This is a genomic window from Vitreoscilla filiformis (genome assembly GCF_002222655.1).
Taxonomy (GTDB): domain Bacteria; phylum Pseudomonadota; class Gammaproteobacteria; order Burkholderiales; family Burkholderiaceae_C; genus Ideonella; species Ideonella filiformis.
The window spans coordinates 264,188-287,327 of the sequence record NZ_CP022423.1 but is presented as its reverse complement, the minus strand read 5'-3'; the positions used below and the strand labels follow the sequence as shown (position 1 = coordinate 287,327).

The following is a 23,140-nucleotide window of genomic DNA, read 5'->3' as shown; positions in this document are numbered from 1 at the left end:
ACGCACCATGGGAAAAGTCACTGGCTTTCTGGAATTTGAACGTCTCGAAGAGGGCTACGAGCCGGTCGAGCAGCGTCTGAAGAGCTACAAGGAATTCGTCATCGGCCTGACCCCGGCCGAGGCGAAGATCCAGGGCGCTCGTTGCATGGACTGCGGCACGCCGTTCTGCAACAACGGCTGCCCGGTCAACAACATCATTCCGGACTTCAACGATCTGGTTTACAAGCAGGATTGGCAAAACGCCATCACCGTCCTGCACAGCACGAACAACTTCCCCGAGTTCACCGGGCGCATCTGCCCGGCCCCGTGTGAAGCGGCGTGCGTCATCAACGTCAATGGCGACGCGGTGGGCATCAAGTCCATCGAGCACGCGATCATCGACAAGGCGTGGGCCGAAGGCTGGGTGCAGCCGCAACCCGCCGCCGTGAAGACGGGCAAGAAGGTGGCCATCGTCGGCGGTGGCCCCGCTGGCCTGGCGGCGGCGCAGCAACTGGCCCGCGCTGGCCACGACGTGACCGTGTTCGAAAAGAACGACAAGGTCGGCGGCCTGCTGCGCTACGGCATTCCCGACTTCAAGATGGACAAGTCGCACATCGACCGTCGCATGGCGCAGTTGGCGGCTGAAGGCGTGGTGTTCCGCACCAACGTGGTGGTGGGCGAGTGGCCGCAAGGCTCCAAGGTCACCAACTGGGCCAAGGAGCAAGTGAGTGCCGAGAGCCTGAAGGCCGAGTTCGACGCCATCGTGTTGACCGGTGGTTCCGAGCAAAGCCGCGATCTGCCGGTGCCGGGCCGTGACTTGGCCGGCATCCACTTCGCCATGGAATTGCTGCCGCAGCAAAACCGCGTGAACCACGGCGGCCAAGTGGAAAACGCCATTTCGGCCACGGGCAAGCACGTCATCGTCATCGGTGGCGGCGACACGGGTTCGGACTGCGTGGGCACCTCCAACCGCCACGGCGCCCTGAGCGTCACCCAGTTTGAGGTGATGCCCCAGCCGCCGGTGGAAGAAAACCGCCCGCTCACCTGGCCCTACTGGCCGATGAAGTTGCGCACCTCGTCCAGCCACGAAGAGGGCTGCGTGCGCGAGTTCGCCATTTCCACCAAGGAATTCATCGGTGAAAACGGCAAAGTCACGGGCTTGAAGACCGTGCGCGTCGAGTTCAAGGATGGCAAGCTGGTCGAAGTGCCCGGTTCCGAGCAAGACTACAAGGCCGACCTCGTGCTGCTGGCCATGGGTTTTGTGAATCCGGTGGCGTCGGTGCTGGAATCGTTTGGCGTGAGCAAGGACGCTCGCGGCAACGCCAAAGCCACGACCGAGGCCGAGGGCGGCTACAAAACCAACGTTGCCAAGGTGTTCACGGCGGGTGACATGCGCCGGGGCCAGTCCCTGGTGGTGTGGGCGATCCGCGAAGGTCGCCAAGCCGCCCGTGCAGTGGACGAGTTCCTGATGGGCGCGACCTCGCTGCCACGTTAACCTCCCCGGGCGTGTGAACGCCCACCACACTGGGGCCTTCACCTCTGCCTGAAGCGGAGGTAAAGGCCCTGTCCTTTGGGGTAGGAGGTTTTCGGGCCCATGCGACAATTTCCGCAGAAACCCTGACCTTTGCCCCATGCCCGACATCTTCATCGAGATCGATCACGTCAGCTTTGGGTATGACGCTTCGCGTCTGATCCTGAACGATGTGTCGCTGCGCTTCGAGCGCGGCAAAGTCACCGCCATTTTGGGTGGGTCGGGCTGCGGCAAGACCACGCTGTTGCGCCTCATCGGCGGAGTTCACGCGGCCACCCAGGGCCGCGTGGTGTTTGATGGCCAGACGGTGAATGTGCAGAATAAAGCGCAGCTCTACCGCCTGCGCCGCCGGCTGGGCATGCTGTTCCAGTTCGGCGCCTTGTTCACCGACCTGACGGTGTTCGAAAACGTGGCCTTCCCGCTGCGCGAACACACCGAGCTGCCCGAAGCGCTCATCCGCGACATCGTGCTGATGAAACTGCACGCTGTGGGCTTGCGCGGAGCCGCGCCGCTGCGCATCAACCAAATTTCAGGCGGCATGGCGCGGCGGGTGGCGTTGGCTCGCGCCGTGGCCCTCGATCCCGAGTTGCTGATGTACGACGAGCCCTTCACCGGCCTCGACCCCATCGCCATGGGGGTGACCGCCAACTTGATCCGCCGCTTGAACGACACCACGGGCGCCACCTCGCTGCTGGTGTCGCACGACGTGACCGAGTGCTTCTCCATCGCCGATTACGCCTATTTGCTCACCGCTGGCGGGCGGGTGGTGGCGCACGGCACACCGGCTGAACTCGTGGCGTCGGACGATCCGGAAGTGCGCCAGTTCATCCGGGGTGAGCCGGATGGGCCGGTGCCGTTTCACTATCCCGCGCCACCGCTGGCGCTCGACTTGGGGTTGCGCGCATGACCGACTTGCTCGCCCGCCTGGGCGCCGTCACGCTCGACAGGCTGCGCATCCTGGGCCATGCAGCGTTCTTTTTGGTGGATTTGCTGCGTTTCATGCCGGCTGCGTTGCGACGCTTCGGCTTGGTGGTGACGCAAATCCACGCCATTGGCAACCGATCGCTGGCCATCATCGTGGCCTCGGGGTTGGCGGTGGGTTTTGTGCTCGCCTTGCAGATGTACTACGCCCTCGTGACCTACGGCGCAGCCGAGTCCCTGGGGTTGGTGGTGAATTTGGCGCTGGTGCGGGAGTTGGGGCCCGTGGTGGCTGCGCTGCTGTTTGCCGGGCGGGCGGGCACGTCCTTGACGGCTGAAATCGGCCTGATGAAAGCCGGTGAGCAACTCGCCGCCATGGAGCTGATGGCGGTCGATCCGCGTTCGCGGGTGTTGGCGCCGCGTTTCATTGGCGGGGTGGTGTCCATGCCGCTGCTGGCGGCCTTGTTTTCCACCGTGGGCATTCTGGGCGCCTATGTGGTGGCGGTGTTGCTCATCGGCGTGGATGCGGGCAACTTCTGGTCGCTCATGCAGGCCAAAGTGGATGTGTGGCGCGATGTGGGCAACGGGCTGGTCAAAGCCTTTGTGTTTGGCGTGATCTGCACCTTCGTCGCTCTGTTCCAAGGCTACGAAACCCAGCCCACCCCCGAAGGCGTGGCCTACGCGACCACACGCACCGCCGTGATCTCCTCGCTGTTGGTGTTGGCGATGGATTTCATCCTCACCGCCCTGATGTTTTCCACCCCTTGAACCGGGTTGTTCCGGTTGTGCCAGAAAGCCATCCATGAGCAAGAAGAATGTTGAAATCCTCGTCGGGCTGTTTGTGCTGCTGGGGGCGCTGAGTCTGGCGTTCCTGGCGCTCAAGGCCGCCAATTTGGCGAGCTTTTCCACGGGGGAGGTCTACGTGCTGCAAGCGCGCTTTGACAACATCGGTGGCCTCAAACCCCGTGCGCCGGTGCGTTCGGCGGGCGTGGCCGTGGGCCGGGTAACCTCCATCAACCTCGACCCCAAAACTTACCTGGGCGTGGTCACGATGGAGATCAGCCAAGGGTTTGCGTTCCCGAAGGATTCGTCGGCCAAGATCCTCACCGCTGGGCTGTTGGGGGATCAATACATCGGCATCGAGCCGGGCGCCGCCGAAAACAACCTCGTGGAAGGGGACGTGATCAAACAAACCCAATCCGCCATCGTTTTGGAAAACCTGATCGGCCAGTTCTTGTTCAACAAGGCGGAAGAGGCCGGCACACAAGGAGGTAACAAGTGATGCGTCAAACCGTGGCTCGCCTGGTGCTGGGCGGGGTGTTGCTGGCCAGTGGGCCTGCCGTGGTGCAGGCGGCACCGGCCAACGATCCGTTCGAGGGGTTCAACCGCAGCGTGACGCGGTTCAACGACACCGTGGATGAGTGGGCGCTGCGCCCCTTGGCCGAGGGCTACCGCAAGGTGGTGCCCGAGGTGATCCGGATCGGTGTGGACAACGTGTTCAACAACCTCAGCGACGTGTGGTCGGTGGTGAACAACGCGCTACAAGGCAAGGGCGAAGCCACTGTGGTGATGACGATGCGGGTGATCGTGAACACCACATTCGGTTTTGGCGGTTTGCTCGATTGGGCCACGCCCATGGGCATGGAGCGTCAGACCGAGGACTTCGGCCAAACTTTGGGGGCTTGGGGGGTGTCCGCTGGCCCGTACATCGTGCTGCCTCTGTTGGGGCCTTCGACCCTGCGCGATACCGCTGCCCTGCCGATCGATTGGCAGGCCGGCCCGACCCAGTTGGCGCACAACAGCGATCAGCAGTTGGCCATCACGGCGCTCAAGGTGGTGAGCACGCGGGCGGGGTTGCTCAGCGCCACCAAGATGCTGGACGACCTGGCGCTGGACAAATACACCTTCGTGCGCGACGCCTATTTGGCGCGCCGCCTGAACCAGGTCTACGACGGCAACCCGCCCGACACCCCGGAGGAAACCACGCCCGAGGAAGCCCCACCAGCGCCCGAGGCCGTACCGGCTGCGCCAGCCGCTTCTGCGGTTTCGGCGGCTCCCGAGTCTGGGGCGCCTGCCAGCGCGGCGGCGTTGTGAACCAGGGTGCAGGCTCATGCGTTGAGCCGCACGACACGCCGCTTGATGCGGCGGCGCTTTGAAAGGAATGAATTCATGTGGAATCCGATGGTGGAACGTGCGGCCTGGGTGGTGATGGCCGCTTCGAGCGCCTTGGCCAGCCCGGCGCTGTACGCTCAAGCGCAGGTGCAAGCGCCTGATGTGCTGATCAAGCAGTTGTCAACCGAGGTCATTGACACGGTCAAGTCCGACAAAGCGATCCAGGCCGGCGATCTGGCCAAAGTGCATCAACTGGTGGAAGCCAAGGTCATTCCCAACGTCAACTTCCAGCGCATGACGTCGGCCACGGTCGGGCGCTACTGGCGTTCGGCCACGCCGGAGCAACAAAAGCGGCTGCAAGAGGAATTCAAGGCGTTGCTGCTGCGCACCTACGCCGGCGCTCTGACCCAGGTGAAGGAGCACACCGTGTCGATCAAACCGATGCGTGCGTCGCCGGGGGACACGGAAGTGGTCGTGCGCACCGAAGTCAAGGGCCGTGGCGATCCGATTCAGCTCGACTATCGGCTCGAAAGCACCGCCAGCGGCTGGAAGATTTACGACATGAACGTGTTGGGCGTCTGGCTGGTGGAGCAGTACAAAAACAGCTTTGCCCAAGAAATCAACGCATCCGGCATCGATGGGCTGATTGCCAAGCTGGCGGAGCGCAACAAAGCGGCGGCGGCCAAGAACGCCTCCTCGGCCAAAACCTGAGCGCTGCCATGCTCTGCCTGCCCGACCGCCTGACGTTGGACAACGCCCCGCAGGTCTTGCAAGACCTGCAAGCGCAGATCGCCGCTGCCCCGTCTGCTGCGACGGCGGTGGACGTGGACGCGGGAGCGCTGCGTGAAGTCGATTCCGTGGTGTTGGCCGTGCTGCTGGCGTGCCGGCGTGGCGCGGATGCGCGCCGGCAACCGTTCAGTGTGCGACGTGCCCCGGCCCGGCTGGTCGATCTGGCCGACCTCTACGGCGTGCAAGAACTGCTCGCCCTGCGCACCGACTGACAGGCGCCTACCTCACGCCCCCGCGTTGCTGACGTAACGCCGGGTGCGCAGATTGCGCTTGATGTCTTGCAACACCGGACGCATTTCTTGGCCCAGGCGCAGGGCGACGCCGGTGGTCAAAATGTCGATGATCATCAGGTGCAACATGCGCGAGACCATCGGGCTGTAGCGCTCGTGGTCTTCCGGGTGATCCGCCGCGAGCAGGATTTGGCCCGATTCCAACGTCAGCCGCGCCAACGGTGAGCCGCTGGCGGTGATGGCAATCAGCGTCGCGCCTTTTTTGAGCACGATCTCGGCCACATCGATCAAATCCCGGCTGCGGCCCGAGTTGCTGATGATGATGGCGCAGTCCTTCTCCCCCAGCATGGTGGCGCTCATCACCTGAACGTGACCGTCGCTCAAAGCCACCGAGTTCACCCCCAGGCGAAACAGCTTGAGCTGCGCGTCCTGCGCCACAAAGCCCGAATTGCCCACGCCGTAAAACTCCACCCGACCGTGCTGTTGGCCGCTGGTGGTCATGGCGGCCATGGCCCGCTCGAAAGCGTGGCTGGCGGCGTCGTTGCGGTACTTGAGCAGGGCGCTGACGGCGTTGTCGATCACCTTGACGATGATGTCCGAAGGTTTATCGTCCTCGTCCACTGCGCGATGCACGAAGGGCACACCTTCGTTGACCACACCGGCCAGCTTCAGCTTGAAGTCGGCCAGCCCGTCGTAACCGACGCTGCGGCAGAAGCGCACCACCGTCGGTTTGCTGACGTGGGCGCGTTCAGCCAAGTCACCCACGGGCATGGAGGCGAAGCCGCGTGGATCCTGCAACACCAGCTTGGCCACGCGCTGCTCCGCAGGGGGCAGCGCTGGAATGGAAGCGCGAATGCGGTCAAGCATGGTGAAAAGCTCCATCGAGCCCGCACGGGGCCGAATGTTGTGAGGAAAGACGAGTCATCCTCTCATTGTTCCTCAGCCCAGGCAAATCCTTCGCGGGCCACCAACGCGCTGGCCGCTGGCGGCCCCCACGAACCGGCGGCGTACAGCTTGAGGCTGCTCGGGTCACGCTGCCAAGCGTCCAAAATCGGTTCGACCCAACGCCAAGCTTGTTCTTGCTCGTCGCTGCGCACAAACAGGTTGAGGCGCCCGGCGATGGCATCCAATAACAGGCGCTCGTAGGCACCGACGCGGTCGGCGGCAAACGCTTTGTCAAAATCCAGGTCGAGCGACACGGGCGTGAGCGCGTCCGTCTGGCGCGAACCTTTGGCGGCCAGCAGGTGCAGCTCCAGCCCGTCTTCGGGTTGCAGTTTGATCACCAGCTTGTTGGCGTGGCTCATGCCGGGGAAGATCGGGTGCGGCACCTGGCGGAAGTTCACCACGATCTGCGCATCGCGTGCCGCCAACCGCTTGCCGGTGCGCAGGTAAAACGGCACGCCGGCCCAGCGCCAGTTCTGGATTTCGGTGCGCAGCGCCACATAGGTTTCGCAGGTGCTGTCGGCGGGGACTTTGACCTCATCGCGGTAGCCGGGCACGGCCTGGCCCCCGACCATGCCGGCTTTGTATTGGCCGCGCAGCACGTCGCGGGCGACGCTCTCCGGCGTGAAGGGCTTGAGCGACTTCAGCACTTTGAGCTTTTCATCGCGGATGGCGTCGGCGTCGCTGCTGGAGGGCGGCTCCATGGCGATCATGGTCAGCAGTTGCAGGGCGTGGTTTTGCACCATGTCGCGCAGGGCGCCGGTGCGGTCATAAAAATCGCCGCGTGTGCCCACGCCCAGGCTCTCGGCCAGGGTGATTTGGATGTTGGCGATGCTTTCGCGCCGCCACAGCGGTTCGAACAGCGCGTTGGCAAACCGCAGCGCCATCAGGTTTTGCACGCTGGGTTTGCCCAAGTAGTGATCGATGCGGAACGCTTGGCGCTCGCTGAACACCGAGCGCACCACGCGGTTGATTTCCTGTGCGCTGGCCAGGTCGTGGCCCAGCGGCTTTTCCAGCACCACGCGCACGCGCTCGCCGTTCAGGCCGGCGGCGCCCAGTTGCTCGCAGATCACGGGGAACAGATGTGGGCTGGTGGCCAGGTAGAGCACCACGGTGTCCGCGCCACGCTCGTCCAACCAGGCTTTGAGGCCGGCATAGTCGGCGGGTCGGGACAAATCCATGCGCCGGTAGTGCAACAAGGCGGCAAAGCGGGCGAACTCGTCATCGCTCGGACGCTTGGACGGCTCGACTTCGGCGAAACGTTCGCGGATGAACTCGCGGTAACTTTCGTCGCTGCGTTCGTCACGCGCCACCGCCAAAATCCGCCCATCACCCGGCAGCTTGCCGTGGCGGAAGGCTTGGAAGAGGGCGGGCATCAGCTTGCGCCAAGTCAGGTCGCCGGTGCCGCCGAAGAAAACGAGGTCGAAAGACATGGTGCTGAATATGTAATTAAGTTACATTAATCATCATGCATGAGTTTCTTGCGGCGGTCAATTACATTGCTTGACTGTGCTTTCGTTACGGGCTTTGTGCCCGGTGCTTCTTTGTGCCCTTTGGCCTTTTGGCCCTTCGACCATGAACCAGCTCGACCAACTCAAGGCCTTCACCACCGTTGTTGCTGACACGGGCAACTTCAAGCAGATGGCGCAGTTCGCCCCACGCGATGCGACGACCAACCCGTCCCTCATCCTCAAAGCCGTGCAGCAGCCGGACTACGCGCCGCTGCTCACCGACACCGTGGCCGCCCACCGTGGCAAGCCGCTGGATCAGATCGTGGACGAGGTGCTGGTGCGCTTCGGCCTGGAAATTCTGAAAGTGGTGCCGGGGCGCGTCTCCACCGAGGTGGATGCGCGTTTGTCTTTCGACACGGCGGCCACCATCGCCCGCGCCCATCGCTTGATTGCGTTGTACGAGGATGCCGGTATCTCGCGGGAGCGCGTGCTGATCAAAATCGCCGCGACCTGGGAAGGCATCCAGGCTGCGCACGCGCTGGAACAAGAAGGCATCCACTGCAACCTGACGTTGCTGTTCTCCTTCTGCCAAGCCGTGGCGTGCGGCGAGGCGGGCGTGCGGCTCATCAGCCCCTTCGTCGGCCGGATTTACGACTGGTACAAAAAACAAGCCGGCGCCGCGTGGGATGAAGCAGCGATGGCGGGTGCCAACGATCCGGGCGTGAAATCGGTGACGCAGATCTTCAATTACTACAAGAAGTTCGGCATCGACACCGAGGTGATGGGGGCGAGCTTCCGCAACGTCGGCCAAATCGTGGCGCTGGCGGGCTGCGACTTGCTGACCATCAGCCCCGATCTGCTGGCCAAACTGCAAGCCGACGACACGCCGATGACGCGTGCGCTGGACGCCACTGCGGCCCAAGCCCTGCCGCTGCACGCTGTGATCTACAACGAAGCCAGCTTCCGCTACGCTCTGAACGAAGACGCGATGGCCACCGAAAAACTGGCCGAAGGCATCCGCCTGTTCGCTGTGGACGCCGCCAAACTCGACGCCCTGATCCAAGGAGCCTGACGCCATGCCCACCGCCCCGCGTTGTGACGACACCATCGCTTGGTCGGCCCTGCAAGGCCACTTCCAAGGCCACGGCCGCACGCTCGACCTGCGCGAAGCCTTCGCGCGCGATGCGGGGCGGTTCGAGGCCCTGGCGGTGCAAGCGCCCGAGGTGTTCGCTGATTTGTCGAAAAACCTGTGGGATGGCACCACGCTGCGTTTGCTGATCGAGCTGGCCCAAGCGTGTGACCTGCCCGCCCGGCGTGACGCCCTGTTGGCCGGCGAGCCGATCAACAGCACCGAAGGCCGCGCCGTGCTGCACACCGCGCTGCGTGCGCCGCGTGGTGCCGGCCCGTTCAGCGACGAGGTTCACGGCGTGCTGGACGCGCTGCTGGCCTACGCCGAAACGGTGCGCGACGGGGCGGCGAGTGGCATCACCGACGTGGTGAACATCGGCATCGGCGGTTCGGATTTGGGGCCGCAAATGGCGGTGCCAGCGCTGCAAGCGTTCAGCCAGCCGGGCCTGCGCTTGCACTTCGTCTCCAATGTGGATGGGCATGACATCGTGCCGGTACTGGCCAAACTGAAGCCCGAAAGCACGCTGTTCATCGTCGCCTCCAAAACCTTCACCACGCAGGAAACCATGGCCAACGCCCACGCGGCACGCGCCTGGTTCTTGGCGGCGGGTGGCACCGACACGGCTCGGCACTTCGTCGGCGTGACGACGAACTTGGAAGCAGCGGCGCGCTTCGGCATCACCCGCACCTTCGGGTTTTGGGATTGGGTGGGCGGGCGTTATTCGTTGTGGAGCGCCATCGGGTTGCCGCTGGCCATCGCCATCGGGGCGGAGAACTTCCGCGCTTTCTTGGCCGGTGCGCGGGCGATGGACGAACACTTCGCCACCGCGCCGCTGGACGCGAATTTACCGGTGCTGCTGGGTTTGTTGGATGTGTGGTATCGCAACTTCCACGGCTTTGGCAGCCGCTCGGTGGCGCCATATCACCAAGGGTTGAAGCGTTTTCCGGCCTATTTGCAGCAGTTGGAGATGGAATCCAACGGCAAGTGCGTGGACGCCGAAGGCCGGGCGCTGGGCTTGGGCACCAGCCCGGTGGTCTGGGGCGAAGCGGGCACCAACGGCCAGCACGCCTACTTCCAAATGCTGCACCAGGGCACGGACGTGATTCCGGTGGAGTTCATCGCCGTCAAACACACCACGCACGAACGTGCCGGGTTGGCGCCCGAGGTGGCGGCGCAACTGGCCGATCAGCATGTGAAGCTGCTGGCCAACTGCCTGGCACAAAGCCAAGCGCTGATGTTGGGCAAAACCGCCGATGAAGCGGCCACCGAATCCGCCCCCACCGCCAGCAAGACGCTGGATCCAGCGGTGCTGGCGCGTCACCGCAGCTTCCCTGGCAACCGCCCGAGCACCACGCTGGTGCTGGAGGCGCTCACCCCGCGCTCGCTGGGGGCGCTGATTGCGCTCTACGAACACCGCGTGTTCACCAGCGGCGCCATCTGGGGCATCAACAGTTTTGACCAGTGGGGCGTGGAGCTGGGCAAAGCGTTGTGCAACCAGCTTTTGCCGCGTTTTGCCAGTGGCGATGCAGCGGGCTTGGATGCCTCAACCGCTGGCTTGCTGGCTCGGCTGCGCTGAACCCGGTGCTGTCGCGCGGGCTCGCTGCCACGCCCGCATCGAACTGAAACCTGCCTGCGCCAGGGCCTGCCCACGCGGCAGGCCGCTGGCCAACGCGGCGTCCACCAGCGCCAAACGCACCTGCGCCACGTAATCGCGTGGTGACAGCCCCGCGTGCTGTTGAAACAAACGCCCCAAATGGCGCGGCGTGACGTGGGCGACCTCGGCCAAGGCGTCGGCTGACCAATCGCGCGTGGGGTCGGCGTGAACGGCGTTTTGCACTTTGTGAACCGCCGGGTGTAAATGGCTGCGGCAGGCCAGCAAGGGGGAGCGCTCGGGGGCGTCACCGGCGCGGCGTTGGAACACCACCATCACTTGCGCCACGGCGGCGGCCATCGCTTCACCTGCGATGTGGGCGATGCTGTGCAAGGCCAAGTCGATCCCCGCCGTGATGCCGGCGCTGCTGAACAACGGCCCATCCTGCACAAACACCCGGTTGCCGACGACTTGCGCGGCAGGGGCCATCTGCCGCAATTCGTCCAGCAATTCGTGGTGGGTGGTGATGCAGCGCGTGCCCACCAGCCCCGCATCCGCTGCCAACAAGGCGCCGGAGCACACCGTCATCAAGCGCAGTGCGGGGGTGGGCGCCGTCAAAGCCGGGGCCACCACACGCGCCAGCCAATGCCGTGCGGCGAGCCACGGTGGCGCGGCGCGTACCACGTCCCCGGCCTCACCGGGGCGGCCAAGCAGGAACAGCCAGCTTGACGCCGGCAACACCTCGGGCAGCGCTTCCAAATTCGCCAAGCCCAAACCCACCGACGACATCGACGCCGCTTCCGGCCCGATGTAATGCAACGCGAACAGCGGCGGCGCCCCACGCCGGGCGCGTTGCTGGTTCGCCAGACGGAAGGCTTCGGCGGGGCCAGCGATGTCCAACAGCAAGGTGTTGGGCAGCACCAGGAACCAGATGGGCAGCGGCTCAGGCATCGCGCCAGGCATAGTCCATTTGCCGGGCGGTGGCCAGGGCCAGTTCGCGCCCGGCCAGGCGTTCCACCAGATGCAAACTCATGTCGATCCCCGCCGAAATGCCGGCGCTGGTGACGAGCGCGCCGTTGTCCACCCAACGCGCCTCGGGGTACACGTCCAGGTGCGGGTGACGCTGGCGCAGGTCGGCCACATCTTCCCAATGCGTGGTGCAGGGCGCGGCGTGCAACAGCCCGGCATCGGCCAAGATGAACGCGCCCGTACACACCGACGCCACCAGCGATGCCTGTCGCGCACAGCGCCCGATCTGCGCCAACAACGCCGCATCGGCCAGCACGCCATCGACCACTCCGCCGGGCACGAGGAACACATCGGCGGCGGGCGCTTCGGCCAGAGCGTGCTCGGCGTGCAGCGTCAGCCCGGCGCGGGCGCGCACCGGGGCGCCGCTGGGTGAGGCGGTGCTCACCGTCCACGGCACCGGCTGGCCGCGCTTGCCAGCCACGCGCACGGCGGTGGTGAAGACTTCAAACGGGCCGGCGAAGTCCAACAGCTCCACGTCATCAAACATCAAGAGCAGCACGCGGCGCGGGGCGAGGGCGGCGGCGCTCATGCGGCGGCCTCCGTAGCGCGTTGCAGCGCCTGTTCGGGCGTGCAAATCGTGGCGAAGCGCCCGGCCAGCACGGTGACGGTGCGTTCCACGATCTGCGCGGCGCTCAGGCGCTCACCGGTGGGGGTGGTCATGTCGAAGGTGAGGGTGGCGTCGGGCACGTAATCCACCGTCCAGCCTTCGTCGCTGGCGTGGCGGGTGGTGGTTTCGCAGCATTGCTCGGTGCGGATGCCCGTCACCACCAGCCGGCGAATGCCTTGCTGGTGCAACCAGATGCCCAGTTCGGTGCCCACCAGCGCGCTGTGGCGGTGCTTCAACACCGTCAAGGCGGGGGTGAACTCACGCAGGCCGTCCAGCGGGCGCACCAGGCCGCTGAGGGTGCTGAAGGGGTTGTCGGTGCGGGCCGGCCCGTCTTCGTGCAGCACGCGCACGATGGGCAGGCCCGCTGCCTCAAAGCCCGCAATCAGTTGGTTGGTTGCCGCCAAGAAGGTGGGCGCCCCCTCCGCCCGCCAGTAAGGGCGAGCGGGGAAGGAGGCTTGAACGTCGATCACCAGCAGCGCGGTGCTGGGATGGCGAAGGGAGGGCGTGGCGGTGTTCGTCATGGCAAGCAAGGCAAGTGGAAGGAACGGATGTCATCTTCCGACTTGGCTCGCTGCCAGCCTAGCCCGTATTCCGACCCATGTGCGTCAGAAACGGACATCCTATCGCATTCACCCCAGTCGAGCCGTGACGGCAGCGATGCGCTCGCCAAACGCCTTGGCGGTGGCCAGATCGCCCGGCACCATTTCGTCCACCGAAGCGTCGGACGGGGTGGCCGTCATCAGGCCAGCGGACATGCCCAGGTTGTTCAGATCGTCGCGTGTCGAAGCCTTGGTGTTGGCCGGCAGCGCGCCGGTGCCCACCCACAACATGCCTTGCTGCATCGCCAAGGTCATCAGGTAGCTCAGCGTGCTGGCCTTGTCGCCATACAGCGAGGCCGAGTTGGTGAAGCCCGCCGCCAGCTTGTCTTTCCAAGCGCGGGTGAACCAGGCTTTGGAGCTGGCGTCCGCAAACTTCTTGAACTGCCAACTCACGCTGCCCATGTAGGTCGGCGAGCCGAAGACGATGGTCTTGGCGGCGTTCAGCAGATCCCAACCGCCTTCGGGCAGGTTGCCTTCGGCGTCGATGGGCAGCAGCGTGGCGGTGTTGCCGGCACCAGCGGCCACGGCTTCGGCGATCTTGTGGGTGTGGCCGTAGCCGCTGTGGTAGACGATGACGATGGAGGACATGCGAAGCACCTTTCTTTCAGTCACTCTGAAGGGGATGAGATGCATTGTTCAAGCGCTGGCCTCGCTTCGGGTTCAGCAGCTTCGCTGCCAGCATTCGATTCGCCAGAATGCCCAGGCTGGCGAGGGATTTGGCCGGCAGGCAGAGCGGGGCCATTAGCGTGGTGTTACCGAGCCACCAGAGTCGCTTTCGTCGGCAGGTCGGCTGTGGGGTCCGTATGTTGGCGGATCGTAAAACCATCGCCATGGCGCCGGTGGAACAGTTCTTTCGGGAAGAGGGTGGGTTTTTAAAGCAATAGAAACAGAGAGGGGAGTTTTCTGTATACATTCACGCATGCAGAAGTACAAGTGCGTGAATGCCCAATGCTTACCCCTCCTGTTTTGATCGTCGATGACGATGCGAGTGACGTTCGACTGATTTCGCGCATGCTGCGCCAGGGCGGCCACCGTGTGGTGGCTGCGCTCAATGGACGAGATGGTTTGAAGCGTGCCCTAGAGCACCAGCCTGGTGCAGTGCTGATGGATTTGCGGATGCCCGGCCAAAGTGGGCTGGATGTGGCGCGGTTGATGTCAGCCGATCCTCGGTTATGTGAAATTCCTATTTTATTTTTGAGCGCCGCTGATGATTTGAAAAGCAAACTGGGTGCATTCAGCAGTGGGGCTGTCGATTATATTACCAAGCCTTTTAGCATTGATGAGTTGACAGCTCGCTTGCATGTACACATGCGAAAGCGAGTGCATCTTCCAGATCCATCGCACCAGACGCCGCCGTGTGCAGAATTAAATGACGAAATTCGTCGAGACACATTTGAAAAAAGAATACTCGAGAGAGTTCAAAACGAGATTCATGCACGGTTGGCTGAACCACTGACCGTGGTCAATCTGGCGCGGTCGGCGGGTGTATCTGTTCGTCGATTGAATGAAATTTTCCAAATCAGCCAAAGCATGACAACATTTGAGTATGTGCGTGCAGAGCGTTTTCGGCGAGCTTGTGAATTGTTGTTGCAATCAGACTTGTCAATTGGATCGGTGGCCGACCAAGCTGGGTTCGCGAGCCAAGCTGCTTTCACCTATGCTTTTCGTCAAAGGCATGGAATCACGCCCAGTGAATACCGTCTTATGGGCGGGGTTGAGCTAGATTCTCAAATCCATGCCGATTAATTCGAGGGGAATATTACTGGCCTTGGCAACACTGTGCTGTGGTTTGCTGTGTGCAGGGTTAGATTGGGTTCTGCGGGCGCAGGTTCAGCTGTTCTCTAAGAGTGAGTTCCTGAGGGTACTGAGCTTGCTGACACTCGGCTGCGGCGGGATGTTGGGGGTCATCAGCTTGGGGATCGGGGTGTTGAGTCGACAGTGGCCCTGCGTCCCGCTCGGAGTGTTGATGCTGCTGAGGTCAGGATGGTTGTGGCAGGCGGAGCTAGGAGGTGGGTCGCTGATCGCCCCGTCCTACTGGGAGCAAACGCTGATGCTGTTGATTCATCAAGCACTGTTGGTGGCGGCGGCGTGGGTGTTTTTTCAGCGAGAAGTGTGGTCACAAAAAGAGCACCTACAGGGCATCATCGTTTTGCTGACCCTTGTTGCGATGATGTTGTTGCTCTTGTTATCTGACCCTCAACGAGAGCCTTCCGCACATCTGGTGTTCAGTGTTTTGTGGGTGACACCGACATGGCTTGGCTATCTCTCGGGTAAAGCTTTGTGGCGGGGTTGGACGTGGGCCGTGGTGTGGTTGTTCGTGGCGCTATGTGAGGGGTGGCGGTGGGGGCTGGAGTGGCTCATGCCAGAAAAATTGCCCCCATCGCGAATGCATGATGCACTGCACTGTTCGTTGCACGCCATGGTTGAAGTGATGCTGCTGTTCATGGTGGTGGTGATCCACATGCATTGGCGACATCGGCAGGCTCACGCACACGCTTTGAACGTCGAGCGGCAGCTGGCGCATCGACTGGAAGTTCAAGTTGCTGAACGCACGGCCCAGTTGGCGAGATCCGCCTATTTGGCGGAGCGAGAAAGCCAAGTCAAATCCAGCTTTTTGGCCAAGCTGGCTCACGAGACAAGGACGCCTCTGCATCTCATCTTGGGCTATCTCGGGCTATTGCTCAATCGGTCGGATCTGCCCGATTCCGCCCGCGAAATGGCAAAAACTGCACACGATGCCGGGCTGCAACTGGCGACTCGCGTGGGTGAGCTATTGGATTTCACGCAACTTGGGCGCGAGCTGCTGAGGATCGAATCTCATCCACTGATGGTGGATGATTTGTACCGTCGATTGTGCGGGGCTGCCCGACTGTTGGTTCAGCAAAACGGGCACACCTTGGATGCTCAGCTGGACCCCTTGCTGCCACAACGGGTCTTGGGTGATCTGTCTCGATTAGAGCAAGTGGTGATGGTGTTCCTGAACAATGCAGCACGCTACACCCCAAGGGGGGGACGCATTGGGCTGAGTTTGAACTTGGTTGGACGCCGGCCCCGCCATGTTGCTGAAGGACGAGATGAGGTTGGGGCGATGAAAAGTTCTGTCCAGCAGGAAGTGGGTCTGCGGTTCGAGGTGCGTGATACGGGAAGGGGGTTCTCTGCGTACAACTTGATGGCCTTGCGTGAGGCGCTCGAACATGGCACCCTTTGGGATGGCTGCGAGGGGTTGGGGTTGGGACTGAACATTGCCCACCAACTGCTGGCACTCATGCGCAGTCGATTGGAAATTGAAACGAGTGAGTGGCAAGGCAGTTGTGTTGCATGCACCGTTTGGCTGCCTGAGTTGCCGAGCCTGCCCACAGCACATGGACAGCATCTGAAATCGCAAGATGCTGTTGTTGTGGTTCCACCCTCGCGCCCTGAGAGGCCGGGCGTTGATGAGTGGCACAAGCTGGCAACAATCGCACGCTGTGCCGACTTGAGTGGGCTAGAGGATTGGTTAGAAACGCACCCCTATTGGGTGGCGTACGACTTGGAACTGCGAAGTTTGACGGATGCGTTGGCGTTCGATGCGCTCGCAGACTACGCTCTCCGCCAAGGGCGTCCCCTGAAAATGCGGTGAGCGTCAGCGAGTCACAAGCCTAGGCGTTGGCGCATTCGTCCAAGGATGTTCAGCAGTGCGTTGCCTGGTGTCCCGGGTTGAGTGGCTGGAGCCAGCAGCGCTGCTTGTCTTGGGACGGGCCGGATTTCTAGCGCATTGAGGTGATGCATTGCTCCCAAAAAAGCGGCGCAGGCGTTCCACGGTACACCGCTGCGCTGGGCCAGTTCACGCGGCGTGATGGGCTGATTCAGTAGAAAAACGGCGAGTCGCCTGAAGGTGGGGTTGGCATTCAGCACCAACTCTGGTGGCCAGCGATGCAGTTTGAGGACGACGGCCCACGTCGACAGATCCTCCGGTGGATGACGAGAGGTGTGATCCTCAGCTGGAACGAAGGTTCCTGTGGTGGAGCGAGTGGCCGTTGGATGGTTGGGCGACGGATTGTCAATGACAGCTTCAGCCGTGCTGTGCTTAAGCAGTGTGATGAAGTCTTCGAGTTGGAGCGGTCGCCGTAGCACTGGGCGGCCATCTTGGGGGGCGGGTTCGTGGCGGGCCAACACCCACGCCAGCGGCAGCCCTTTGCGTGTGATTGCGCCTGCTTGACATTCGTGAGGATGAGTGAGCACCAAGTGGGCGGGCTCTTGGGGGTGCATCACCCATCGATGCAAAGTAGATGGGTTTTTTTCAAGCAGATGAAGAAAAACCCGGATGACTGCACTGTCCAGGTTACGTAAACCCACGACGTGCAGATTGAAGACATCGGTTGCGGGACTCATATGAATGCGGTCTTGACATGGTTCCGAACGCCGATTCCACCGAGCTTTTATTGTGTTAATAAAAAGCCAGGTGATAATCTACCATGAACTGAAGAGGTCAGTATTTCCTGGTTTCTCGCCTTGTTTGGCGATGAACGAGTTCATTCTTGAGCTCTTTGAGTAAAAAAGCCAACTGCGTCGAAGCATGTTGATAGCCACCATTCAGCAACTGAATGGCCTTAACAGGCTCTCCAGCCTGTGCCAGCGATGCAACGGTGGATGCTTGCAAATGGAAGTGCTTGTGCCGCGCAACCACCAAGCTGAAAGCAGGAAATTTGCCTAATCGATTTTGACCTGAACCATGAAGCCATTTTCCCAAGTCACATAAATCATCACGACAAACGTGCTCAGGGCGGAAAATTTCCGTTGATGATCCTTGAATGACGCTTTCCAGTCGGATTTTCCAGTTCTCGTGGGCAGCCAGGGCTGTGTCGATGTCAATTTCGTCAAGAACCGCAGCGGCTGTCCGGGAGTCAATGCCAGACTCGCTTTCTGATGCGTCTCGATGATCCACCAAAGAACGGTTTTCCCCCGACCTTTCGGGATCTTGTCCGAACAGTCTGCTGAAGAATCCCATATCAACCTCCTTGATTGTTGCTGGATTGTTGCTGTTACGGTGGTTCAGCGTTGATGGCACGCTTTTGCACAACCCACGAAACTGGCCGTATTAGCCTAACTCATGAGAGGGTGAGGGAAACGATGGTTTTTTAGAAAGATTGTTGGCAGTCAAAGCACAGCAGGTTTGACCACATTTCAACAAAGAATTAAAAAAATTCGATAGCACCCGATGCGGTTTTAGGTTTAAGTACGCATCGCTGCGTAAATATCGCAAGAAAAATCCATCCGCCCCGTAGACGGAGATATGCGCGACGCGCACGGTCTTGGGTATGCCTGGGTGTCTGAAGCGGTTGGGCACCGTACACGTCGCACGTTTCCCGAACCCGACGCGCAGACGTGTGCACCATCTACGCGCGTGCAATAGCTTGCGTTGTGGGGCGCCTCATGGCGCATTGGCATGGTGCAGCGGTAGCTGAAATACGCTGTGCCAGTGAACGGCCTTAAACGTCAAGGTCGTGGGGTGAGTTGCTCAATCGGTTAAGAAATCCAGCCCCTCATCCCCCTGCACAATTGCCTTGAGCTTGTGGCTCGCATGAAACGTCACGACGTTGCGGGCCTCGATCGGGATCGATTCCCCAGTGCGCGGGTTGCGTCCCGGGCGAGGCGCTTTGCGGCGGATGGTGAAGTTGCCGAACCCCGACAACTTCACATCACACCCGCTGATCAAGGTTTGGCTGAGCACGTCGAAAAACGCATCGGTCACGTCCTTGGACTCGCGTTTGCTCAGGCCCAACCGCTCGAACAGCAGTTCGGACAGCTCCGCCTTGGTCAACGTGGGCGTTTCCGAGGCGCGCTGGCGGCCAGCGGGGCGGATGGGATCATCAGCGTCGTGCATGGCCGCTCTCTCCTTAAGCGCGCAAACGGGCGTTCAAACCCGCACCCACTCGCTGCACCGCCGCCGCCACCGCCGCTTCGATGCGCTCTTCCGTGAGCGGCGCAGCATCGTCCAGCAGCTCCAGGCGCACGGCCAAGCTGCGCTCGCCGGCTTGGATGTCGGCGGTGGGCGCTTTCGGGCGGTAGATGTCAAACAGCGTGGCATTGCGCACCAAGCCGCTGTCGTCCGCCTTCAGGCTGGCCACCAGGGCGTCGTGGCTGACGCTGTCGGCCACCACCAGCGCCAAATCGCGCAGCACGGCTTGTTGGCGCGGCACAGCTTGCGCTTCGGGCACAACGCGGGTTTGCACCGCGTCCAGATCCAGCTCGAACAGCACCGGGGCGCTGGGCAGGTCGTAGCCTTGGCGCCACTTGGGGTGCAGCTCGCCGATGTGGCCGATGGTCACACCGTCCAGCACCACCGCCGCGCAGCGGCCCGGATGCAGCGCCGGGTGCTCAGCCGGCACAAACTGCGCCTTGCGCGGCGCCAGCAGCGCTTCCACGTCGCCCTTCACGTCGAAGAAATCGGTGGCTCGCTCGGCCACGCCCCATTGTTGCTGCGCCGACGGCCCCCAAGCCAGCCCGGCCACCTTCATCGGTTGGTACACACCGGCCACGCTGCGGTCGGTGGACTGCACCGAGGCATCGCGCTTGAAGACGCGGCCCAGCTCAAACACGCGCACACGCGGCGCCTTGCGCGCCAGGTTGTACTTCAGCACGTTCACCAGGCTGCCCAGCAAGCTGGAGCGCATCACCGCCAGCGGCGCGGCAATCGGGTTCAGCACACGAATCGGGTCGGCGTTGCCGGCCAGCTCGGTCTCCCAGCGCGCTTCCACGAAGCTGAAGTTGATGGTTTCTTGGTAATCCAGCGCCGCCAGGGCGTGGCGCACGGTGTGGCGGCTGCGCTGCGCTTCCACACGCACACGGGCCGTCACCGGCGCCAGCGGCGGGGTGTTGGGCAGGCGGGCAAAACCCAGCACCCGCGCCACTTCTTCGATCAGGTCTTCTTCGATGGTGATGTCGAAGCGCCAGCTCGGCGGTGTCACCGTCAGCACACCCTCAGACTCGGTGAAAGGCAAGCCCAGGCGGGTGAAAACCCCGGCGCACTCGGCCTGCGTCACCGGCATGCCGATCACCTTGGCGGCACGCGCTACGCGCAGGCTCACCGGCGGACGCTCCGGCATAGCAGGGCGCTGGTCGTCCATCGGGCCGGCTTCACCGCCGCAGATGCTCTGCACCAGCGCGGTGATGCGCTCGATGTGCTCCACGGTTTGTTCGGCATCCACACCCCGCTCGAAACGGTGCCCGGCATCGGTCGAGAAGTTGAACCGGCGCGAACGCCCGGCCACGGCCTTGGGCCACCAGAACGCCGCTTCGATGTAGATGTTGCGCGTGTCGTCCGACACGGCGGTGGCATCCCCACCCATGATGCCGGCCAGCGATTCCACCGCTTGCGCATCGGCAATCACGCCCACTTCGCCATCCAGCTCGATGGTGTTGCCGTTCAGCAGCTTGAGGGTTTCGCCCGGCTGGGCCCAGCGCACCGTCAGGCCGTCGTGGATTTTGTCGAGGTCAAAAATGTGGCTGGGGCGGCCGTACTCGAACATCACGTAGTTCGAGATGTCCACCAGCGGCGACACCGAACGCTGCCCGCAGCGCGCCAGGCGCTCCACCATCCAGGCTGGTGTCGCGGCTTTCGTGTTCACGCCCTTCACCACGCGGCCCGAGAAGCGCCCGCACAAGTCGGTGGCCTCCACCTTCACCGGCAGCACATCGGCCACCGTGGGCGTGACGGCGGGGAAGGCGGGCGTCAACAACGGCGAACCCGTCAGCGCCGAAACTTCGCGTGCAATGCCGTACACGCTCAGGCAGTGCGCCAGGTTGGGCGTGAGTTTGAGGGTGAACAGCGTGTCGTCGAGGTTCAGGTAGGTGCGGATGTCCGTGCCCACCGGGGCGTCGGCGGGCAGCTCCAGCAGGCCGCCGTGGTCTTCCGAGAGCTTCAGCTCACGCGCCGAGCACAGCATGCCGAAGCTTTCCACCCCGCGCAGCTTGCCCTTGCCGATCTTGAAGGGTTTGCCATCCTCACCGGGCGGCAGTTCAGCGCCAATCGTGGCCAGCGGAATCTTGATGCCGGCACGCGCATTCGGGGCGCCGCAGACGATTTGTAGCGGGCCCTCCGGGCTGAAGGTGCCGGCGTTCACCTTGCAGACGCGCAGTTTGTCCGCGTTCGGGTGCTGTTCGGCTTCGAGAATTTCCGCCACCACGATGCCGGTGAACGGCGGCGCAGCCGGATGTTGTTCTTCGACTTCCAAGCCGGCCATCGTCAGCAAATCGGCCAGTTCTTGGGTGGAGATCGGCGGGTTGCAGAACTCGCGCAACCAGGATTCAGGGAATTGCATGTTGGGTTACTCCGCGCTGAGGTTCACTTGAATTGCGACAGGAAACGCAAGTCACCGTCGAAGAACAAGCGCAAGTCATTCACGCCGTAGCGCAGCATGGTCAGGCGATCCGGCCCCATGCCGAAGGCAAAGCCGATGTACCGCTCGGGGTCGAGGCCAAAGTTGCGCACCACGTTCGGGTGGACTTGGCCGGAGCCGGCCACTTCCAGCCAGCGCCCTTTGAGCGGGCCGGAACCGAAGGCGATGTCCACCTCCGCCGAAGGTTCGGTGAAGGGGAAGAAGGACGGGCGGAAGCGGATGTCCAGCTCGTCGGTTTCAAAGAAGGTGCGGAAAAAGTCCGCGAACACCACGCGCAAGTCCTTGAAGCTCACGTTCTCGCCGATCCACAGGCCTTCGCACTGGTGGAACATGGGCGAATGGGTGGCGTCCGAGTCCACGCGGTAGGTACGGCCCGGCGCGATGACGCGAATTTCGGGCATCGCCTCGCCGGCGGCGATCTTGGCGGCATGCTTTTTCACATGCTGCACGGCGTAGCGCACCTGCATCGGGCTGGTGTGCGTGCGCAGCAGGTGGCCGGAGCCGTCCGGTGCCTTGGTATCGACGTAAAACGTGTCGTGCATCGAACGCGCTGGGTGATCGGCGGGCGTGTTCAGTGCAGTGAAGTTGAACCAGTCTTCTTCGATCTCGGGGCCGTCGGCCACATCGAAGCCCATCGAGCCAAAAATGGCTTCGATGCGCTCCATCGTGCGCGAAACCGGGTGCAGGCCACCCGTGCCACGCTGGCGACCGGGCAGGGTCACATCCAGCGCTTCGGCCTTGAGCTGCACTTCCAGCTCGGCATCGGCCAGCGCTTGGCGGCGGGCCGTCAGCAGGGCTTCGATCTTCTGCTTGGTCTGGTTGATCTCGGCGCCCCGGGTTTTCTTTTCTTCGGGCGTCAGCTTGGCCAGACCTTTGAGCAGCTCGGTGACTTGGCCGGCCTTGCCCAGAAAACGCGCCTTGGCGTTTTCCAGATCAGCAGGGGTGACGGCGGCGGCGAAGTCGGCCTCGGCGCGGCCAACCAGTTCTTCGAGATCGTTCATGGGACAGCAGGAGCAAACAATGAAAAAAGGCCGCACCAAACGGTGACGGCCTTTGAGTCTGGAGCTGGGCGGGGCCTGACGGCCCGCTTCAAAGTGTGCCCACCGCAGCGGGCACACACATCGCGGCACCCAGCGCCGCGACAGGCATCAAGCCAGCTGGGCCTTCACCTTGTCGACCAGGCCAGCAAAAGCGGCCGGATCGTGGATGGCCATGTCCGACAGCACCTTGCGGTCGAGTTCGATCTGGGCCTTCTTCAGACCGGCGATGAACTTGCTGTAGGTCAGACCCAGACCACGCGCAGCGGCGTTGATACGGGCGATCCACAGTTGACGGAAGACACGCTTCTTGGCGCGGCGGTCACGGTAGGCGTATTGGCCAGCCTTCATCACCGCCTGTTTGGCGATGCGGAAGACGTTCTTACGGCGACCACGGAAGCCCTTGGCCAGAGCCAAGATTTTCTTGTGACGAGCGCGAGCGGTAACACCACGTTTGACGCGAGGCATGTGATTTCTCCTTGAGTCTTGAGTGGATTACAGGCCAGCGAACGGCAACATTTGAGCCATGTGGCCCATGTTGGTTTCGTGGACGTTGGCGGCGCCGCGCAGCTGACGCTTGGTCTTGGTGCTCTTCTTGGTCAGGATGTGACGCTTGAAGGCTTGGCCGCGCTTGACGGTACCACCCGGACGCACGCGGAAGCGCTTCTTGGCGCTGCTCTTGGTCTTCATCTTGGGCATGAAATGCTCCTGAATTGCACCCTTGCAGGCGGCGCTGAACCTTCAACGCGCTTGTTGGCCTGCAACGGCTTGTGGGCCAAGGTGGTTGCCCACCCTGACGGCAAGCCCCGAAGGGACTT

Annotated in this window: 24 protein-coding genes; 11 read left to right on the top strand and 13 right to left on the bottom strand. The window is 62.6% G+C overall.

From position 1 onward, the window contains the following. The first annotated feature begins 7 nt into the window (after positions 1-7). The 7 genes from VITFI_RS01405 (at position 8) to VITFI_RS01375 (ending at position 5,541) form a co-directional block, all read left to right on the top strand. A complete protein-coding gene (locus tag VITFI_RS01405; protein WP_089415479.1) occupies positions 8-1,474 on the top strand; it encodes a glutamate synthase subunit beta in 1,467 nt (488 codons plus the stop codon). A 136-nt stretch (positions 1,475-1,610) separates the two neighbouring features. Next, on the top strand, positions 1,611-2,417 hold the full coding sequence (locus tag VITFI_RS01400; protein ID WP_089415478.1) for an ABC transporter ATP-binding protein: 807 nt from the start codon (positions 1,611-1,613) through the stop codon (positions 2,415-2,417). Then, on the top strand, positions 2,414-3,196 hold the full coding sequence (gene mlaE / locus VITFI_RS01395) for a lipid asymmetry maintenance ABC transporter permease subunit MlaE (RefSeq protein WP_089415477.1): 783 nt from the start codon (positions 2,414-2,416) through the stop codon (positions 3,194-3,196). The genes VITFI_RS01400 and mlaE overlap by 4 nt, the downstream gene beginning before the upstream one ends. 34 nt (positions 3,197-3,230) lie before the next feature. Beyond that, positions 3,231-3,710: an outer membrane lipid asymmetry maintenance protein MlaD gene (gene mlaD / locus VITFI_RS01390; RefSeq protein WP_089415476.1), complete on the top strand. Its 480-nt coding sequence runs from the start codon at positions 3,231-3,233 to the stop codon at positions 3,708-3,710. Next, positions 3,710-4,522: an MlaA family lipoprotein gene (locus VITFI_RS01385; RefSeq protein ID WP_089415475.1), complete on the top strand. Its 813-nt coding sequence runs from the start codon at positions 3,710-3,712 to the stop codon at positions 4,520-4,522. Before mlaD ends, VITFI_RS01385 begins: the two co-directional genes overlap by 1 nt. 75 nt (positions 4,523-4,597) lie before the next feature. After that, complete coding sequence (locus VITFI_RS01380; RefSeq protein ID WP_089415474.1) at positions 4,598-5,251, top strand: MlaC/ttg2D family ABC transporter substrate-binding protein; 654 nt, start codon at positions 4,598-4,600, stop codon at positions 5,249-5,251. 8 nt (positions 5,252-5,259) lie between these two features. Further along, on the top strand, positions 5,260-5,541 hold the full coding sequence (locus VITFI_RS01375) for an STAS domain-containing protein (RefSeq protein WP_089415473.1): 282 nt from the start codon (positions 5,260-5,262) through the stop codon (positions 5,539-5,541). Between the two features lie 12 nt (positions 5,542-5,553). Here VITFI_RS01375 and VITFI_RS01370 read toward each other — a convergent pair whose 3' ends face one another. Together VITFI_RS01370 and zwf are read right to left on the bottom strand one after the other, a co-directional pair. Further along, on the bottom strand, positions 5,554-6,426 hold the full coding sequence (locus VITFI_RS01370; RefSeq protein WP_089415472.1) for a MurR/RpiR family transcriptional regulator: 873 nt from the start codon (positions 6,424-6,426) through the stop codon (positions 5,554-5,556). A gap of 62 nt (positions 6,427-6,488) precedes the next feature. Then, positions 6,489-7,946: a glucose-6-phosphate dehydrogenase gene (gene zwf / locus VITFI_RS01365; RefSeq protein ID WP_198301692.1), complete on the bottom strand. Its 1,458-nt coding sequence runs from the start codon at positions 7,944-7,946 to the stop codon at positions 6,489-6,491. Between the two features lie 130 nt (positions 7,947-8,076). Between zwf and tal the strand changes: the two genes are divergently transcribed. Together tal and pgi are read left to right on the top strand one after the other, a co-directional pair. Further along, positions 8,077-9,024, top strand: coding sequence for a transaldolase (gene tal / locus VITFI_RS01360; RefSeq protein WP_089415470.1), 948 nt, complete (start codon positions 8,077-8,079; stop codon positions 9,022-9,024). 4 nt (positions 9,025-9,028) lie between these two features. Then, positions 9,029-10,657, top strand: a complete 1,629-nt coding sequence (pgi, locus tag VITFI_RS01355; RefSeq protein WP_089415469.1) for a glucose-6-phosphate isomerase — start codon at positions 9,029-9,031, stop codon at positions 10,655-10,657. Here pgi and VITFI_RS01350 read toward each other — a convergent pair. The 4 genes from VITFI_RS01350 to VITFI_RS01335 all read right to left on the bottom strand — a co-directional run bounded on the left by VITFI_RS01350 (position 10,625) and on the right by VITFI_RS01335 (position 13,495). Then, positions 10,625-11,635, bottom strand: a complete 1,011-nt coding sequence (locus VITFI_RS01350) for a GlxA family transcriptional regulator (protein WP_232476647.1) — start codon at positions 11,633-11,635, stop codon at positions 10,625-10,627. The genes pgi and VITFI_RS01350 overlap by 33 nt on opposite strands. Then, a complete protein-coding gene (locus tag VITFI_RS01345; RefSeq protein WP_089415468.1) occupies positions 11,616-12,230 on the bottom strand; it encodes a DJ-1/PfpI family protein in 615 nt (204 codons plus the stop codon). Before VITFI_RS01345 ends, VITFI_RS01350 begins: the two co-directional genes overlap by 20 nt. Next, positions 12,227-12,829, bottom strand: coding sequence for a cysteine hydrolase family protein (locus tag VITFI_RS01340; protein WP_089415467.1), 603 nt, complete (start codon positions 12,827-12,829; stop codon positions 12,227-12,229). The genes VITFI_RS01345 and VITFI_RS01340 overlap by 4 nt, the downstream gene beginning before the upstream one ends. 108 nt (positions 12,830-12,937) lie before the next feature. Further along, positions 12,938-13,495: a flavodoxin family protein gene (locus tag VITFI_RS01335; RefSeq protein WP_089415466.1), complete on the bottom strand. Its 558-nt coding sequence runs from the start codon at positions 13,493-13,495 to the stop codon at positions 12,938-12,940. 360 nt (positions 13,496-13,855) lie between these two features. On the opposite strand from VITFI_RS01335, the gene VITFI_RS01325 reads away from it, so the two are divergent. Together VITFI_RS01325 and VITFI_RS01320 are read left to right on the top strand one after the other, a co-directional pair. Then, positions 13,856-14,653 carry a response regulator transcription factor gene (locus tag VITFI_RS01325; RefSeq protein WP_089415464.1) on the top strand — a complete coding sequence of 266 codons (798 nt, stop codon included), beginning with the start codon at positions 13,856-13,858 and terminating at the stop codon, positions 14,651-14,653. Positions 14,654-14,957: 304 nt separating this feature from the next. Then, the gene (locus tag VITFI_RS01320) at positions 14,958-16,526 is read left to right on the top strand and encodes a sensor histidine kinase (protein ID WP_198301563.1); all 1,569 of its coding nucleotides are present in this window, start codon (positions 14,958-14,960) and stop codon (positions 16,524-16,526) included. 11 nt (positions 16,527-16,537) lie between these two features. On the opposite strand, the gene VITFI_RS17760 is transcribed toward VITFI_RS01320, so the two are convergent. From VITFI_RS17760 to rpmI, 7 genes are all read right to left on the bottom strand, one after another. Beyond that, entirely contained in the window at positions 16,538-17,278 is a 741-nt protein-coding gene (locus tag VITFI_RS17760) for a hypothetical protein (RefSeq protein ID WP_157725509.1), read from the bottom strand. A 97-nt stretch (positions 17,279-17,375) separates the two neighbouring features. Further along, positions 17,376-17,954: a CZB domain-containing protein gene (locus tag VITFI_RS01315; protein WP_198301562.1), complete on the bottom strand. Its 579-nt coding sequence runs from the start codon at positions 17,952-17,954 to the stop codon at positions 17,376-17,378. Positions 17,955-18,404: 450 nt separating this feature from the next. Beyond that, a complete protein-coding gene (locus tag VITFI_RS01310) occupies positions 18,405-18,770 on the bottom strand; it encodes an integration host factor subunit alpha (RefSeq protein WP_089415461.1) in 366 nt (121 codons plus the stop codon). 13 nt (positions 18,771-18,783) lie between these two features. Then, complete coding sequence (pheT, locus tag VITFI_RS01305) at positions 18,784-21,207, bottom strand: phenylalanine--tRNA ligase subunit beta (RefSeq protein WP_089415460.1); 2,424 nt, start codon at positions 21,205-21,207, stop codon at positions 18,784-18,786. Positions 21,208-21,230: 23 nt separating this feature from the next. Next, positions 21,231-22,286, bottom strand: coding sequence for a phenylalanine--tRNA ligase subunit alpha (pheS, locus tag VITFI_RS01300; RefSeq protein WP_089415459.1), 1,056 nt, complete (start codon positions 22,284-22,286; stop codon positions 21,231-21,233). Positions 22,287-22,433: 147 nt separating this feature from the next. Further along, on the bottom strand, positions 22,434-22,790 hold the full coding sequence (gene rplT, locus VITFI_RS01295) for a 50S ribosomal protein L20 (protein WP_089415458.1): 357 nt from the start codon (positions 22,788-22,790) through the stop codon (positions 22,434-22,436). Positions 22,791-22,817: 27 nt separating this feature from the next. Continuing rightward, positions 22,818-23,021 carry a 50S ribosomal protein L35 gene (gene rpmI / locus VITFI_RS01290; RefSeq protein ID WP_037483023.1) on the bottom strand — a complete coding sequence of 68 codons (204 nt, stop codon included), beginning with the start codon at positions 23,019-23,021 and terminating at the stop codon, positions 22,818-22,820. Between the last annotated feature and the right edge of the window lie 119 nt (positions 23,022-23,140).

Bases quoted from the DNA above. Each gene is read 5' to 3' on its own strand.
- VITFI_RS01375 (WP_089415473.1), top strand. From the start codon at position 5,260: ATGCTCTGCCTGCCCGACCGCCTGACGTTGGACAACGCCCCGCAGGTC.
- rplT (WP_089415458.1), bottom strand. From the start codon at position 22,790: ATGCCTCGCGTCAAACGTGGTGTTACCGCTCGCGCTCGTCACAAGAAA.
- VITFI_RS17760 (WP_157725509.1), bottom strand. From the start codon at position 17,278: ATGAGTCCCGCAACCGATGTCTTCAATCTGCACGTCGTGGGTTTACGT.
- VITFI_RS01320 (WP_198301563.1), top strand. From the start codon at position 14,958: ATGCTGTTGATTCATCAAGCACTGTTGGTGGCGGCGGCGTGGGTGTTT.
- VITFI_RS01370 (WP_089415472.1), bottom strand. From the start codon at position 6,426: ATGCTTGACCGCATTCGCGCTTCCATTCCAGCGCTGCCCCCTGCGGAG.
- pheS (WP_089415459.1), bottom strand. From the start codon at position 22,286: ATGAACGATCTCGAAGAACTGGTTGGCCGCGCCGAGGCCGACTTCGCC.
- VITFI_RS01350 (WP_232476647.1), bottom strand. From the start codon at position 11,635: ATGCCTGGCGCGATGCCTGAGCCGCTGCCCATCTGGTTCCTGGTGCTG.
- VITFI_RS01325 (WP_089415464.1), top strand. From the start codon at position 13,856: ATGCTTACCCCTCCTGTTTTGATCGTCGATGACGATGCGAGTGACGTT.
- VITFI_RS01340 (WP_089415467.1), bottom strand. From the start codon at position 12,829: ATGACGAACACCGCCACGCCCTCCCTTCGCCATCCCAGCACCGCGCTG.
- VITFI_RS01405 (WP_089415479.1), top strand. From the start codon at position 8: ATGGGAAAAGTCACTGGCTTTCTGGAATTTGAACGTCTCGAAGAGGGC.
- pgi (WP_089415469.1), top strand. From the start codon at position 9,029: ATGCCCACCGCCCCGCGTTGTGACGACACCATCGCTTGGTCGGCCCTG.
- rpmI (WP_037483023.1), bottom strand. From the start codon at position 23,021: ATGCCCAAGATGAAGACCAAGAGCAGCGCCAAGAAGCGCTTCCGCGTG.
- VITFI_RS01345 (WP_089415468.1), bottom strand. From the start codon at position 12,230: ATGAGCGCCGCCGCCCTCGCCCCGCGCCGCGTGCTGCTCTTGATGTTT.
- VITFI_RS01385 (WP_089415475.1), top strand. From the start codon at position 3,710: ATGCGTCAAACCGTGGCTCGCCTGGTGCTGGGCGGGGTGTTGCTGGCC.
- pheT (WP_089415460.1), bottom strand. From the start codon at position 21,207: ATGCAATTCCCTGAATCCTGGTTGCGCGAGTTCTGCAACCCGCCGATC.
- VITFI_RS01310 (WP_089415461.1), bottom strand. From the start codon at position 18,770: ATGCACGACGCTGATGATCCCATCCGCCCCGCTGGCCGCCAGCGCGCC.
- mlaE (WP_089415477.1), top strand. From the start codon at position 2,414: ATGACCGACTTGCTCGCCCGCCTGGGCGCCGTCACGCTCGACAGGCTG.
- VITFI_RS01380 (WP_089415474.1), top strand. From the start codon at position 4,598: ATGTGGAATCCGATGGTGGAACGTGCGGCCTGGGTGGTGATGGCCGCT.
- VITFI_RS01335 (WP_089415466.1), bottom strand. From the start codon at position 13,495: ATGTCCTCCATCGTCATCGTCTACCACAGCGGCTACGGCCACACCCAC.
- tal (WP_089415470.1), top strand. From the start codon at position 8,077: ATGAACCAGCTCGACCAACTCAAGGCCTTCACCACCGTTGTTGCTGAC.
- mlaD (WP_089415476.1), top strand. From the start codon at position 3,231: ATGAGCAAGAAGAATGTTGAAATCCTCGTCGGGCTGTTTGTGCTGCTG.
- VITFI_RS01400 (WP_089415478.1), top strand. From the start codon at position 1,611: ATGCCCGACATCTTCATCGAGATCGATCACGTCAGCTTTGGGTATGAC.